Origin of the sequence: Burkholderia pyrrocinia, assembly GCF_018417535.1 — a bacterium.
GTDB classification, from domain to species: Bacteria; Pseudomonadota; Gammaproteobacteria; order Burkholderiales; family Burkholderiaceae; genus Burkholderia; species Burkholderia pyrrocinia_E.
Genome location: NZ_CP070978.1, coordinates 266,493 through 280,246, shown reverse-complemented (window position 1 = coordinate 280,246; position 13,754 = coordinate 266,493). Strand labels below are relative to the sequence as shown.

The window sequence follows — 13,754 nt, the reverse complement described above, 5'->3', positions numbered from 1 at the left end:
TGCGGCCGAAAAACACAAGGTGCGCATCATACCGGGAACCTGAACGGTTTTTTCATCGGATGAATGAGCGGTGGTGGATTTGGGAGAAATTCTCCCGGCCGGGCTGCGCGGGAGAGGATGAATTCATGGGTGGGCGCGGGGTTTCGGGAATGGGGACGGATTGATATTCGCGGCCGGCCCCCTTTTCGCCCCGGTTCGGGAATATGCCGGTCCAATTACTTCCCCCGCTCATGCTCCGCCAACCCGATCGCCTTGTAGTCGTAAGTCGGATAGAACTCCGTCCGGTACGCACCCCAGGCCGTATCCTCGAGCACGCGATTGACTTCACGCAGCCGCGAAGCCGGCAACCGCAGCACGACGATCTGGCCGATCCCCATCGTCACGGTCCAGCTCACCACTTCGACGCCCGGCGGCGGAAACGCCTTGTAGAACCCCTGCTTCGCAAGTTGCGCGTTCAATTCGGCGAGCGGCCGCGACTGATCGTGCTTCAAGAAGACCGTCAGCAGCACCGCGTTGTCAGGCGTGGCAACGGCTGTGCTCGCCGGCACGGTCGACGTCTGGGCCACGGCCGGCGCGCTCCCGAGCGCGACAGCGGCAACCAGCGATCCGGCGGCACCGAGGATCGGAAGCGGAAAGCGGGCGAATACGAGCATGGCGCGACTCCGTGGCTTCGTGGATGGAGCCGCCATCATGCGCCGCCCCGCGAATCGCTGCCGGCAGCCGCGCGGCAGGATTACGCCACGTCTGAGCCGGCCCGCTCGCGCAGCACGTCGATGAACGCGCGCAGCTTCGCCGGCACGTGCTTGCGATTCACGTAGTAGAGCCACATCGGCGGCAACGTCCGGCACACGCCCGGCAGCACCTCGACGAGCGTACCGTCGCGCAGGTCCTGCTCGATGCGTTCGCGCATGAACGCAAACGCAATGCCGACGCCGGCAAGCGCCGCATCGATCACCGCGTCGGCATCGTTTGTCACGAACACGCCGTCCGGGTCGAGATCGACGTCGCGGCGCCCGTCGCGCAGCAGCCACTTGTGCAGGCGCCCGCTCTCCGAAAACCTGAAGCGGATACAGGCATGACGCTCGAGCTCCGCAATCGACACGGGCGCGCCATACCGCTCGAGATAACCGGGCGACGCAACGAGCGCACACGACAGCGCGGGCGCGATCCGCACGCCGATCATGCCCGGCTGCAGCCGGTCGGCGAGGCGGATCCCCGCATCGAACCCATCTTTCGCGATATCGACCAGCTCGTTCTCGTAGCGGATCTCGAGCCGGACTTTCGGATAGCGCTCGCGGAACGCGGCGAGGATCGGCGCGATCACGAACGAACGCGCCAGCGGCAGCGCGGTCACGCGCAGCAGCCCGCTCGGCTCGCTGCGCGCGTCCTTCAGCTCGTCGCGCGCCTGCATGACCTGCCGGTACGCGGGCTCCGTCTGCCGCCAGTAGCGCTGCCCGGCTTCCGTCAGGCTCACGCCGCGCGTACTGCGGTTGAACAGCTTCACGTTCAGCTCGCCCTCGAGCTGCCCGATCGCGAGGCTGACGGCAGCCGGCGTCAGGCCGAGCGCGGCGGCGGCCCGCGTGAAGTTGCCGGCCGTCGCGACGGTCATGAACACGTGCAGCCCGGCCATCGGATCGCGTCTGCCCATCATTAAAAAAACTTGAAACTCTTTCGAGCGGAATGTGGATTCTCCCATATACCGCAACTGCCTACACTGGCTCTGTCGTCCCACCGGAGCATCGAATGGATCCGCTCACCGCCGCGCTGCCGCTCGCAGCCGCCCGCCGCACGATTGAAGCAGCACTCGCGCATGCCGCGTCGCTGCAGGTCGCGGGCGTCGCCATCGCAGTCGTCGATGCCGGCGCGAACCTGCTCGCGTTCGTACGCACCGACGACTGTTTTCTCGGCGCGATCGATCTCGCGCAGCGCAAGGCGCTGACGGCGGTCCGCTTTCGCGCATCGACCGGCGCGCTCGGCGCGATGTCGGGCGACGGCCCGCTGCGCGGGATCGAGCACAGTCACGGCGGGCTCGTCACGTTCGGCGGCGGCGAACCGCTCGTCGACGACCGCGGCCGCTGCGTCGGCGCGATCGGCGTCTCGGGCGGCAGCGTCGACGAAGACAGCGCGATCGCCCGGCACTGCCGCGACCGCTTTCAGGCAACCCTCCACACCACAAGGTAAGCACATGGCACAGAAACGCATCCTCATTACGGGCGCAGGCACCGGCTTCGGCCGCGAAGTCGCATTGCGGCTCGCCGAACGCGGCCACGACGTGACGGCCGGCGTGCGCGTCACCGCCGGGATCGACGACCTGACGGACGCCGCCGCGCAACGCGGCACCGCGCTGCGCGCCATCAAGCTCGACGTCACGTCGGCCCACGACCGCGCCCGCGCGGCCGATCTCGACTTCGACGTGCTCGTCAACAACGCGGGCGTCGGCGAAGCCGGCGCGCTCGTCGACCTGCCGGTCGAGATCGTCCGCGAGCTGTTCGACGTCAACGTGTTCGGGCCGCTCGACCTCACGCAGCAAATCGCGCGCGGCATGCTCGCGCGCCGGCACGGCAAGATCGTGTTCGTGTCGTCGATCGCGGGCCTGATCACGGGGCCGTTCACGGGCGCCTATTGCGCATCGAAGCACGCGGTCGAATCGGTGGCCGAGGCGATGCACGCGGAACTGGCGCCGCACGGCATCCGCGTCGCGGTCGTGAACCCCGGCCCGTACAGCACGGGCTTCAACGACCGGATGATGGAGACGACGCGGCGCTGGCACGATCCGGCCGTCCACACGGTGACGCCCGAGCGGCTGACGTTTCCGCTCGAACAGCACGACCCGGAGGAAATGATCGCGAAGATGGTCGACGTGATCGAAAGCGACGGCGGCGCGTTCCGCAACCTGCTGCCGCAGTCGTCGGAAGCGCTCGTCCGTGCCGAACAGGCGCGCGCGTGGGACCGGGAGCAATAACGCAAGCCGGCGGCGGCAGGCGGGTCACCCCGCTTCCGCCGTCGACGGCCATGCCGGCAGCCCGGACCGCTGCCGGCGTGCCGGCCACCGTGCCAGGCCGGCAAGCCGGCAGGGCCGCGTCAGGCCGCTCCGCCTGCGTTCAATACACGTCCCGCATGTAGCGCCGCGCCTTCGCGAGCCGCGCGACGTAATCGTTCGCGTCGTCGTCCGACATCCCGCCGTGCTCGGCGACGACCGCCTTCAGCGTCGTATCGACATCCTTGGCCATCCGCGCCGCATCGCCGCACACGTAGAAGTGCGCGCCTTCCTCCAGCCACGCGAACAACTCGGCGCCCTGCTCGCGCATCCGGTCCTGCACGTAGATCTTGTCGGCCTGGTCGCGCGAGAACGCGAGATCGAGCCGCGTCAGGAAGCCGCTGTCGTGCATCGCGCCCAGTTCGTCGCCGTAGTAGAAGTCGGTCTGCGCGTGCTGCTCGCCGAAGAACAGCCAGTTGCGCCCGCGCGCGCCGCGCGCCTGCCGCTCGTGCAGGAAGCCGCGGAACGGTGCGACGCCCGTGCCGGGGCCGACCATCACGATCGGCACGTCGCCGTTCACCGGCGGCCGAAAATGCGCGGACTTCTGCACGAACACGGGCACGCGGCCGTCGTCCGCGCGATCGGCGAGGAACGTCGACGCGACGCCTTTGCGCGCGCGCCGGCCGTTGTGATAGCGCACGGCCGACACGGTCAGGTGGATCTCGCCCTGGTGCGCGCTCGGGCTCGACGCGATCGAATAGAGGCGCGGCTGCAGCCGCTTCAGCATCCCGACCAGCTCCGTGCCCGACATGTCGACCGGGAACTCGTGCAGCACGTCCGCAAGCTGTTGCCCCCACAACCATTGCTTCAGGTCGCCCTTGCGGTCGTCGCCGAGCAGCGACTTCAGCGCGCCGTTTGCGCTGCGCGACGCGATGAAGGCAAGCGTGTCCGGATGCGGGCGCGTGATGTCGAAGTGGCGCGCGAGCGCTTCGCCGAGACGCACGTCGCCGACGCCCGCCACCGACACGGGCGCATCGGCCTTCAGTGCGGTGACGGACAGCAGTTCGTCGACCAGCTCCGGACAGTTGGTCGGCCATACGCCGAGCGCATCGCCGGTTTCGTATTCGAGGTTCGCGCCTTCGGTCGACAACGACACATAGCGCGTGTCCTTCGCGGCGCCCGGGCGATTGAGCCGCAGGTTGGCGACGAGCTTCGACGGCGCCGGATGCGCCTTCGACGGCAGCAGCCCCGACGGGCTCATGCCGCCGGACGGCACCGCGTGCAGCGCGGCGTCCGCCTCCTTGATCCGCGCGACGACGCGTTCGAGCCACTGGTCGGCATCGTTCTGGAATTCGACGTCGCAATCGACGCGCGCGCACAGGCGTGCCGCGCCGAGTTCCGCGAGCCGCGCATCGAGCCGGCGGCCGTGGCCGCAAAACTGGTCGTAGTTGCGATCGCCGAACGCGAGCACCGCGAAGTGCACGCCGTCGAGGCGCGCGGCGCTGCCGGCCTGCAGCGCGTCCCAGAACTCGCTGCCGTTGTCGGGCGCATCGCCGTCGCCGAACGTGCTGGTCATCAGCAGCACGTATTGCGCGCCCGCGAGCGACGCGACCGGATAGTCGGACATGCACGCGGTGCGGATCTCGAAGCCCGCATTCATCAGCTTCGTCGCGTAATCCTCGGTCAGCGATTCGATGTTGCCAGTCTGCGATGCCCACAACAGCACGACCTTCGGGCGCGTACGCACGATCCGCACGCCGCCGGGCGCGGCGGCATCGGCCGGCAATGCCGATGCAACGGCAACCTGCGAACTCGCAGGCAGCGAACGGCTGAACAGGCCCGCGAGCATCCCGTCGAGCCAGAACCGCACCGGCGGCGTGAGCGGCGCGCCGGCCGGCAGGACCGGCACGCTGCCCTCGCGCCGGCCGGCGCTCGCCTTCAGCCCGCTGACGAGGCCGGCTACGTACAGCCGTTCGGTGTCGGTCAACGGCGGCGGCGCGAGGTCGGTCACGCCGAGCGCGGCCGCGAAAGCATCGATGTCTGCCATGTCGGATTCCTGTGAAGCAGTGGCCTGCACCATCGCCGAAGCGGGCCGCGCGTCGTCGGCACATGCATCGGGTTGCGCCGTCTCGTCGTCGGCGGACGCGAACGCGTCGGTCTCGACGCGCCGCAGCGCGACCGCGCAGTATTTCAGTTCGGGCTGCTGAGATTCGGCATCGATCGCGTCGTTCGTCACCGCGTTGATGCACAGGTCGTCGCCGTACACGTCGTTCCAGTGCATCGGCGCGAAGCAGTTGCCGCGCTGCACGCGCTCGGTCACGACGGCCGGCAGCACCGCGCGGCCGCGCGCCGAACGGATCTCGACGCTGTCCTTCGCCGCGATGCCGAGCGCGCTCGCATCGTCCGGGTGAAGCTCGACGAACGGGCGCGGGTTGAGCTTGTTCAGCATCGCGACCTTGCCCGTCTTCGTCATCGTGTGCCATTGATGCTGCAGCCGCCCGGTGTTCAGCACGATCGGGAACGTGTCGTCGGGCAGCTCGGCCGGATCGACGTGCGGCCGTGCGAAAAAGCGCGCCTTGCCCGACGGTGTCGGGAACGCGAGATGCGGCGCATCGCTCTCGTCGGCCGTCGTGCGCAGCGTCTGGCTCACGCCGTCGTTCAGGTAGCGGATCGGGTGCCGCTCGCGCGCGGTGCCCGGCGCGACCGGCCATTGCACCGGGCCGTCGCGCAGCGCCGCATGGCTCGCGCCGCGCAGGTCGTAGCCCGTCGCCGGATTCGAGAAACGGACGATCTCGTCGAACACGTCGGCCGCCGACGCATAGTCGAACGCCTCGCCGTAGCCCATCGCGCGCGCGACTTCCGCGACGATGCGCCAGTCGGGCAGCGCGTCGCCGGGCGGCGCGACCGCCGCGCGCATCAGCGTCATGTTGCGCTCGGAGTTGGTCATCACGCCGTCGCCCTCGGCCCACAGCGCGCCCGGCAGCAGGATGTCCGCGTAGCGGTTGGTCTCGGTATCGAGGAACGCGTCCTGTGCGATCACGAGCTCCGCGGCCTGCAGCCCGGCGATCACGTTCTGCCGGTTCGGCACGGTCGCGACCGGGTTCGTGCAGACGATCCAGCACGCCTTGATGTCGCCGGCCGCCATCCGCGAGAACAGGTCGACCGTCCCTTGCCCCGTCTCCTTGCGCAGCGTGCCGGCCGGCACGCGCCACAGGTTCTCGACGAAGCGCCGGTCGTCGTCGGACAGCACCGAGCGCTGGCCCGGCAGCCCCGGCCCCATGTAGCCCATCTCGCGCCCGCCCATCGCGTTCGGCTGGCCGGTCAGCGAGAACGGCCCGCTGCCGGGGCGGCAAATGCGGCCGGTCGCAAGGTGCAGGTTGCAGATCGCGTTGGTATTCCACACGCCGTGCGTGCTCTGGTTGAGCCCCATCGTCCAGCAACTCATCCACTCCTGCGCGTCGCCGATCCATTGCGCGGCCGTGCGCAGGTCGGCTTCCGCGAGCCCGGTGATTTCCGCGACGCGCTCGGGCGTGTAGTCGGCGAGGAACGCTGGCATCGCGTCCCAGCCTTCGGTGTACGCGTCGATGAACGCGCCGTCGGTGCGGCCGTTCGCATGCAGCAGGTGCAGCAGCCCGTTCGTCAGCGCGAGATCGGTGCCGGGCCGGATCTGCAGGAACAGGTCGGCCTTGTCGGCCGTGCCGGTGCGGCGCGGGTCGACGACGATCAGCTTCGCGCCGGCCTTCACGCGATCCATCATCCGCAGGAACAGGATCGGATGGCAGTCGGCCATGTTCGCACCGGTCACGAAGAACAGGTTCGCGCGATCGAAGTCCTGGTACGACCCGGGCGGGCCGTCCGCGCCGAGCGACTGCTTGTAGCCGGTGCTCGCGCTCGCCATGCAGAGGCGCGAGTTCGATTCGATGTTGTTGGTGCCGACGAAGCCCTTCGCGAGCTTGTTGACGAGGTATTGCGCCTCGATCGACATCTGCCCCGACACGTAGAACGACAGCGCGTCGGGACCGTACGCGTCGAGCACCGCGCGCAGGCGGCGCGCCGTTTCGGCGATCGCGTCGCGGGCCGGCAGCGGCACGAGGTCGTCCTCGCGCGCGCGGCGCACGAATGCGCGGTCGAGCCGCCCCGAGCGACGCAGCGCGACGTGCGCCGACGAACCCTTCGTGCACAGCCGCCCGAAGTTGGTCGGATGGTCGGCGTCGCCGGATACCTTGACGACTTCGCCATCCTCGACATGCAGCACCATCCCGCAGCCGACGCCGCAGTACGGGCACACGCTCTTGACGGGGGTGGCGGTCATGCGCGCTCCGGGCTCGTCAGGCCGCGATCCACACGAAGCCGTCCTCGACCCGCGACGGATACGCGCTCACCGACTGCTCGGGCGCTTCGAGGCATTCGCCGGTGCGCAGGTCGAAATGCTGCTTGTACAGCGGCGACGCGACGACGACGCGCTCGCCGAGACTGCCGATCAGCCCGCGCGACATCACGGCCGCCTGCGATACCGGATCGACGTTGTCGATCGCGAACACGCCGCCGTCGGCGTGCGCGACGTGAAACACCGCGACCTGCTCGCCGTTGACGAGCGCGCACACGCCGGTGTTCGGCACGATGTCGTCGAGCGGGCACACGCGGGTCCAGGACAGCGGAAGACGATCGTTCATGATGGGCTCCTTGGAAAAGACGCTGGTGTCGGTCAGGGTCAAACGGTTGCGGATTCGGTCACGGCCTGCGTCGCGCTTTCGGCGACGACGGGAATCGTCACGGGCTTGCCGCGCACGCGCTCGTCGGGCGTCGCGGGACGGATCTGGCCGCGCGTCTCGACGAACGCGATGTTCGCGTCCGGCGCGTCGCTGTTCACGAAGTGGCGGAAACGCTTGCGCGTGTCGGGATCGGTGACGGCCTTCTTCCATTCGCACTCGTAGGTGTCGACCACGTGCTGCATGTCGGCTTCGAGCTCGGCCGCGATCCCCAGCTTGTCGTGCACGACGACGTCGGTCAGGTAGTCGAGGCCGCCTTCGAGGTTGTCGCGCCACACGCTCGTGCGCTGCAGCCGGTCGGCGGTGCGCACGTAGAACATCAGGAAGCGGTCGATGTAGCGGACCAGCGTGTCGCGGTCGAGATCGGACGCGAGCAGTTCCGCGTGGCGCGGCTTCATCCCGCCGTTGCCGCACACGTACAGGTTCCAGCCCTTCTCGGTCGCGATGATCCCGACGTCCTTGCCCTGCGCTTCCGCGCACTCGCGCGTGCAGCCCGACACGCCGAACTTGATCTTGTGCGGCGCGCGCAGGCCCTTGTAGCGGTTCTCGAGGTCGATCGCGAGGCCGACCGAATCGTCGACGCCGTAGCGGCACCACGTCGAGCCGACGCACGACTTCACGGTGCGCAGCGCCTTGCCGTATGCATGCCCCGATTCGAAGCCGGCCGCGATCAGCTCTTCCCAGATCGACGGCAACTGCTCGACCCGCGCGCCGAACAGGTCGACGCGCTGGCCGCCCGTGATCTTCGTGTAGAGCCCGTACTTCCGCGCGACCTGGCCGACCGCGATCAGCCCTTCCGGCGTGACTTCGCCGCCCGGCATGCGCGGCACGACCGAGTACGTGCCGTCGCGCTGGATGTTCGCGAGGTAGTAGTCGTTCGAATCCTGCAGCCCCGCGTGTTCCTTCTTCAGCACGAACTCGTTGAAGCACGACGCGAGGATGCCCGCGATCGCCGGCTTGCACACGTCGCAGCCGAGCCCGTGGCCGTGCTTCGCGAGCAGTTCGTCGAACGTCGTGATGCGCTCGACGCGGATCAGGTGGAACAGCTCCTGGCGCGAATGCGGGAAGTGCTCGCACAGATGATTGTTGACCGCGAGGCCCTGCTTCTTCATCTCGGCCTTCATGATCTGCGTGACGAGCGGCACGCAGCCGCCGCACGACGTGCCGGCGCCCGTGCACGACTTCAGCGCGCCGAGGCTGGTCGCACCGTCCGCGACCGCCGTGCAGATCTGCGACTTCGACACGTTGTTGCACGAGCAGATCTGCGCGGCCGCAGGCAGCGCGTCGACGCCGATCGCCGGCTTCGCGACACCGTCCGACGACGGCAGGATCAGGAATTCCGGCGACTCGGGCAGCTCGATGCGGTTCAGCATCATTTGCAGCAGCGTGCCGTATTCGGCTGCGTCGCCGACCATCACCGCGCCGTGCAGGAACTTGCCGCAGTCGGACACCACGAGCTTCTTGTAGACCTGGCGGCGCTCGTCCGCGTACTGGTACGTGCGGCTGCCGGCCGTCGTGCCGTGCGCGTCGCCGATGCTCGCGACGTCGACGCCCATCAGCTTCAGCTTCGTGCTCATGTCGGCGCCCGCGAACGCAGCCGCGCCCGTGCCGTCAGCGCTGCCTGCGAGCTGCTTCGCGACCACGCGCGCCATGTCGTAGCCGGGTGCGACGAGGCCGTACACCATGCCGTTCCATGCCGCGCATTCGCCGATCGCGTAGATGTCGGCGTCGCTCGTGCGGCATGCGTCGTCGATCGCGACGCCGCCGCGCGGGCCGATGTCGAGCCCGCATGCGCGTGCCAGCTCGTCGCGCGCGCGGATGCCGGCCGAGAACACGATCATGTCGGCATCGAGATGCGTGCCGTCGGCGAACGCCATCCGGTGCGTGCCCGCTTCGCCGTCGACGATCTCGAGCGTGTTCTTGCCCGTATGCACGGTCACGCCGAGCGCCTCGATCTTCGCGCGCAGCATCCGGCCGCCGCCGTCGTCGACCTGCACGGCCATCAGGCGCGGCGCGAATTCGACGACGTGCGTGTCGAGCCCCATGTCGCGCAGCGCCTTCGCGCATTCGAGGCCGAGCAACCCGCCGCCGACCACGACGCCGCGCTTCGCGTGCGTGCCGCACGCCTGCATCGCTTCGAGATCCTCGATCGTCCGGTACACGAAGCAGCCCGCGCGATCGTGCCCCGGCATCGGCGGCACGAACGGGCGCGAGCCCGTCGCGAGCACCAGCTTGTCGTACACGAGCGTTTCGCCCGACGCGAGCGTGACCGTATGCGCGGCGCGGTCGATCGATGCGACGCGCGCGTTCAGGCGCAGGTCGAATTGCGGATGACGCTCGAAGAAACCGGGTTCGACGAGCGACAGGTCGTCCGCCGACTTGCCCGCGAAGAATTCGGACAGGTGCACGCGATCGTAGGCCGGGCGCGGTTCCTCGCCGAGCACGGTGACCTGCAGCGCCGCCGCCGCGCCCGCTTCCGCCGCGACGCATTCGAGCAGCTTGTGGCCGACCATCCCGTGACCGATGACGATGAGTTTCATGATGACGTTTCCTTCGCTCGATCAGTTGGCGGCGTTGGCGGCGGCGGCCAGAGCACGGTCGCGCAGCTCGGCCTCGCGTGCCTTGTGTTCTTCGGTGAAGCGCACGGCCATCGCGCACAGCGCGGTCGCGGTGACGGCGAGCCCGAGCAGGCTCAGCGTGTGCTGCACGTCGCCGACGCCCTTCAGCAGGAAGGCCGCGGCGACGGCGCCGACGTTGCCGCCCGCGCCGACGATCCCCGCCACGCCGCCGAGCGCCTTGCGGTCGATGAACGGCACCAGCGCGTAGGTCGCGCCGCAGGCCATGTGCGTGAACAGGCCGAAGGCCAGCATCGCGACGAGTGCGATGCCAACGCTTTGCGCATGCGAGAACCAGATCAGCCCGAGCCCTTCGCCGACGATCAGCGCGCACAGCAGCATCGCGCGCACGTCGAGCGTGCGGCGCGCGGCGATCCTGTCGGACAGCCAGCCGCCGAGTGCGCGGGCGAACAGCGCGAGCAGCCCGAACATGCCGGCCGCGAGGCCTGCATCCTTCAGCGACAACTGGAAGTGATCGACGTAGTACAGCGCGGCGATGTTGTGGATGAACACCTCGACGCCGAAGCACGCGCCGTACGTGACGAACAGCATCCACACGCGATAGTTGCCGCACGCGGCGACGAAGCTCGCCCAGCCGCCCTTCTTGCCGCTGTCGACCGTCACGCCTTCCTTGCGCAGCGCGACGAAGTCGCCTTGCGGGCAATCCTGCGTGAAGCGCCAGTACGCCCAGGCCATCGCGAGCATCGCGACGCCCGGCACGACCAGCGCGACGCGCCACGACGAGTCTTCGCCGAAGCCGAGCATCAGGCCGGCGGCGACGAGCAGCGGCATCAGCGCCTGCGTCGCGCCGGCACCCGCATTGCCCCAGCCGGCCGTCGTCGCGTTCGCGGTGCCGACCACGTTCGGCGCGAACATCACCGACGTGTGGTACTGCGTGATCACGAAACCCGCGCCGATCGCGCCGATGCCGAGCCGGCAGATCAGGAACGACAGGTAGTCGTGCGTGAACGACACGGCGAACACGGGGATCGCGCCGAGCAGCAGCAGGCCGACATACACGCGGCGCGGGCCGAAGCGGTCGCACAGCGGGCCGACGAGCAGCCGCACGGCGATCGTCGCGACCACCGCGGCGATGTTGATGTTGGCGACCTGTGCCGCCGTCAGATGAAATTCGCGTGCGATGAGCGGCATCAGCGGCGCGCATGCAAACCACGCGAAGAAGCACACGAAAAACGCCATCCACGTCAGGTGGAACGCGCGCATCGGCGCGGTGCGGAGGCTGAAGAGATCGATACGGGTAGCTTTGTCGGTCATGTCATCCGCCAAACGAAAAACGGCGTCCTGCGCACCCGGTCTCGTCGAGACCCGATGCGTAGGACGCCGTTGCCCATGAAGCCCGTTGCCGGGCGCGTCTGTAATCGGTACTGCGGACGAATCGCCATTGATGCGTCCGAACCAGCTAACGCAAACGCCGTGCCATGTCGGCCCGAATCGCGCCTGCGGCCCCGCCGTGCAAGGCTCGATGGGCAGTGCGCGGTGCGCCGGGACACATGGCGCACGATGCGCCGTGAAGCAGCCAGGCACAGATGTGGTGCGCTGCAGCACTGTCGCCGTGCGACATCGCGGTGCGCGCTGACGGGGCACGATGCATGCCGATGCGGCATTGCGTCTCTCCGCGCGCTGCGTCCGCATGCATGCGCGCGGCCGTCAGGCCACGCTCCCGCCGCGCTTTGCACCGGTTGGCCCGGATATTGCTGAACTTCATGCATCACACCGGCAACGGCGCCGGTGGGCTGTCCCCGCAAACCATGCCCGTCGATCACGGCGGGCCCCCCAGGACAACGACGTCCCCCGTGCGCGGCACGGCTGGATGCCGGACTGTTTCGACCGCCCGCCGCCGCCGCGCAGAAACGCGCTATCGACGGCCGCACGCACGCGGCAATGGAACACGACATGACGACTGGCAAAGTCACGCTGCTGGGCGCCGGCCCCGGCGATCCCGATCTCCTCACGCTGAAGGCCGTGAAAGCGCTGGCCGCCGCCGACGTGCTGCTGCTCGACGATCTCGTCGCGCCCGGCATCGTCGAACTCGCGCCGCAGGCACGCGTGATCCGCGTCGGCAAGCGCGGCGGCTGCCGCTCCACGCCGCAGGCGTTCATCGAGCGGCTGATGCGCCGTTACGCGCTGCGCGGCGCGCACGTGGTGCGCGTAAAGGGCGGCGACGCGCTGCTGTTCGGGCGCGCCGGCGAAGAACTCGCGACGCTGCGCGCCGCCGCGATTCCGGTCGAGATTGTCAACGGCATTTCGTCGGGATTCGCGGCCGCCGCGAGCCTCGGCATCTCGCTCACGCACCGCGAGCACTGCCAGGGCGTCACGTTCGTCACCGCGCACCGCCAGGACCACGGCGAACCCGACTGGGCGCGACTCGCGGCAGCCGGCACCACGCTCGCGATCTACATGGGGATGAGCCGCGTCGACAGCATTGCGGCGGGCCTGCTCGCCGTGCTGCCGGCCTCGACGCCGGCCGCGGCCGTACAATGGGCAGGCACGCCCGACGAACGCCGCTGGACCGGCACGCTCGGCCATCTCGCGCGCGGCATCGACGAAGCGCGGCTCGGCAGCCCGGCCGTGATTCTCGTCGGCGGAGCAATCGGCGAAGCCGCCGTGCAGTGCGCGGACACCGCCGGCGAAACGGCGCTTTCCCGGGCCGCCTAGCATGCGCGACCTCGAGCGGCTTCAGCCGCATGCCCTTCCCGTCGACGCCGGCCGCGCTTGCGGCCGGCATCCATCGTGCGCGCCCTGCGCCGAAGCTTCGCCGCCCCTGCTGCCTGCCTCATGAATTCGCCTGCCCCGCCCGCCCGCCTGCGCGTGCTGCTCGTTACCGATACCGACAAGCCGATCGGCGAGCTCGGCGACGCGCTCGCGCGGCTCGGCTACGAGATGCTGAACGACGTCGCGACGCCCGCGCGCCTGCCTGCGGCCGTCGAGGAGCAGCGCCCCGACGTCGTGATCATCGACACCGATTCGCCGTCGCGCGACACGCTCGAGCAGCTCGCAGTCATGCACGCAACTGCGCCCCGCCCCGTGCTGATGTTCAGTCACGACTCCGATCAGGCGCTGATCCGCGCGGCCGTCGGCGCGGGCGTCAGCGCATATCTCGTCGAAGGGCTGTCGGCCGAGCGCCTCGCGCCGATTCTCGAAGTCGCGCTCGCGCGCTTCTCGCACGACGATGCGCTGCGCCGCCGGCTCGCCGACGTCGAGCGCGAACTCTCCGAGCGCAAGCTGATCGACCGCGCGAAACGCGTGCTGATGGACCAGCGCAAGCTGTCCGAGCACGACGCGTATGCGGCGCTGCGCAAGCGCGCGATGGATCAGGGCCTGCGCATCGTCGACGTCGCGCGGCAATTGCTCGACGCCCCACCCCAATGAACA

The 13,754-nt window shown here is 69.2% G+C and carries 10 protein-coding genes; 4 read left to right on the top strand and 6 right to left on the bottom strand.

The window, feature by feature from the left end:
* Positions 1-215: 215 nt before the first annotated feature.
* On the bottom strand, positions 216-653 hold the full coding sequence (locus JYG32_RS19340; protein WP_072438697.1) for a hypothetical protein: 438 nt from the start codon (positions 651-653) through the stop codon (positions 216-218).
* A gap of 80 nt (positions 654-733) precedes the next feature.
* A complete protein-coding gene (locus JYG32_RS19335; RefSeq protein ID WP_213267419.1) occupies positions 734-1,648 on the bottom strand; it encodes a LysR family transcriptional regulator in 915 nt (304 codons plus the stop codon).
* A gap of 95 nt (positions 1,649-1,743) precedes the next feature.
* Here JYG32_RS19335 and JYG32_RS19330 point away from each other — a divergent pair, with 95 nt between their 5' ends.
* Positions 1,744-2,181, top strand: coding sequence for a GlcG/HbpS family heme-binding protein (locus tag JYG32_RS19330; protein ID WP_213266584.1), 438 nt, complete (start codon positions 1,744-1,746; stop codon positions 2,179-2,181).
* Positions 2,182-2,185: 4 nt separating this feature from the next.
* On the top strand, positions 2,186-2,962 hold the full coding sequence (locus tag JYG32_RS19325) for an SDR family oxidoreductase (RefSeq protein WP_213266583.1): 777 nt from the start codon (positions 2,186-2,188) through the stop codon (positions 2,960-2,962).
* A gap of 139 nt (positions 2,963-3,101) precedes the next feature.
* Here the strand turns inward: JYG32_RS19325 and JYG32_RS19320 are convergent, their stop codons facing one another.
* The 4 genes from JYG32_RS19320 to JYG32_RS19305 are packed head-to-tail and all read right to left on the bottom strand — an operon-like array spanning position 3,102 to position 11,636.
* A complete protein-coding gene (locus JYG32_RS19320) occupies positions 3,102-7,289 on the bottom strand; it encodes a bifunctional nitrate reductase/sulfite reductase flavoprotein subunit alpha (protein ID WP_213266582.1) in 4,188 nt (1,395 codons plus the stop codon).
* A gap of 16 nt (positions 7,290-7,305) precedes the next feature.
* Positions 7,306-7,650 (bottom strand): nitrite reductase small subunit NirD, encoded by a 345-nt coding sequence (gene nirD, locus JYG32_RS19315; protein ID WP_047903106.1) that lies wholly within the window; start codon positions 7,648-7,650, stop codon positions 7,306-7,308.
* 38 nt (positions 7,651-7,688) lie between these two features.
* The gene (nirB, locus tag JYG32_RS19310; protein ID WP_213266581.1) at positions 7,689-10,286 is read right to left on the bottom strand and encodes a nitrite reductase large subunit NirB; all 2,598 of its coding nucleotides are present in this window, start codon (positions 10,284-10,286) and stop codon (positions 7,689-7,691) included.
* A gap of 21 nt (positions 10,287-10,307) precedes the next feature.
* The gene (locus tag JYG32_RS19305) at positions 10,308-11,636 is read right to left on the bottom strand and encodes an MFS transporter (protein WP_174380902.1); all 1,329 of its coding nucleotides are present in this window, start codon (positions 11,634-11,636) and stop codon (positions 10,308-10,310) included.
* 639 nt (positions 11,637-12,275) lie between these two features.
* Between JYG32_RS19305 and cobA the strand changes: the two genes are divergently transcribed.
* On the top strand, positions 12,276-13,037 hold the full coding sequence (cobA, locus tag JYG32_RS19300) for a uroporphyrinogen-III C-methyltransferase (RefSeq protein ID WP_213266580.1): 762 nt from the start codon (positions 12,276-12,278) through the stop codon (positions 13,035-13,037).
* A gap of 120 nt (positions 13,038-13,157) precedes the next feature.
* Positions 13,158-13,751, top strand: a complete 594-nt coding sequence (locus JYG32_RS19295) for an ANTAR domain-containing response regulator (protein WP_174380900.1) — start codon at positions 13,158-13,160, stop codon at positions 13,749-13,751.
* The last annotated feature ends 3 nt before the right edge of the window (positions 13,752-13,754 follow it).

Excerpts from the sequence above, each read along its gene's own strand:
- nirB (WP_213266581.1), bottom strand. The coding sequence starts at position 10,286 with ATGAAACTCATCGTCATCGGTCACGGGATGGTCGGCCACAAGCTGCTC.
- JYG32_RS19330 (WP_213266584.1), top strand. The coding sequence starts at position 1,744 with ATGGATCCGCTCACCGCCGCGCTGCCGCTCGCAGCCGCCCGCCGCACG.
- cobA (WP_213266580.1), top strand. The coding sequence starts at position 12,276 with ATGACGACTGGCAAAGTCACGCTGCTGGGCGCCGGCCCCGGCGATCCC.
- JYG32_RS19335 (WP_213267419.1), bottom strand. The coding sequence starts at position 1,648 with ATGGGCAGACGCGATCCGATGGCCGGGCTGCACGTGTTCATGACCGTC.
- JYG32_RS19325 (WP_213266583.1), top strand. The coding sequence starts at position 2,186 with ATGGCACAGAAACGCATCCTCATTACGGGCGCAGGCACCGGCTTCGGC.
- JYG32_RS19295 (WP_174380900.1), top strand. The coding sequence starts at position 13,158 with ATGAATTCGCCTGCCCCGCCCGCCCGCCTGCGCGTGCTGCTCGTTACC.
- JYG32_RS19305 (WP_174380902.1), bottom strand. The coding sequence starts at position 11,636 with ATGACCGACAAAGCTACCCGTATCGATCTCTTCAGCCTCCGCACCGCG.
- nirD (WP_047903106.1), bottom strand. The coding sequence starts at position 7,650 with ATGAACGATCGTCTTCCGCTGTCCTGGACCCGCGTGTGCCCGCTCGAC.
- JYG32_RS19320 (WP_213266582.1), bottom strand. The coding sequence starts at position 7,289 with ATGACCGCCACCCCCGTCAAGAGCGTGTGCCCGTACTGCGGCGTCGGC.
- JYG32_RS19340 (WP_072438697.1), bottom strand. The coding sequence starts at position 653 with ATGCTCGTATTCGCCCGCTTTCCGCTTCCGATCCTCGGTGCCGCCGGA.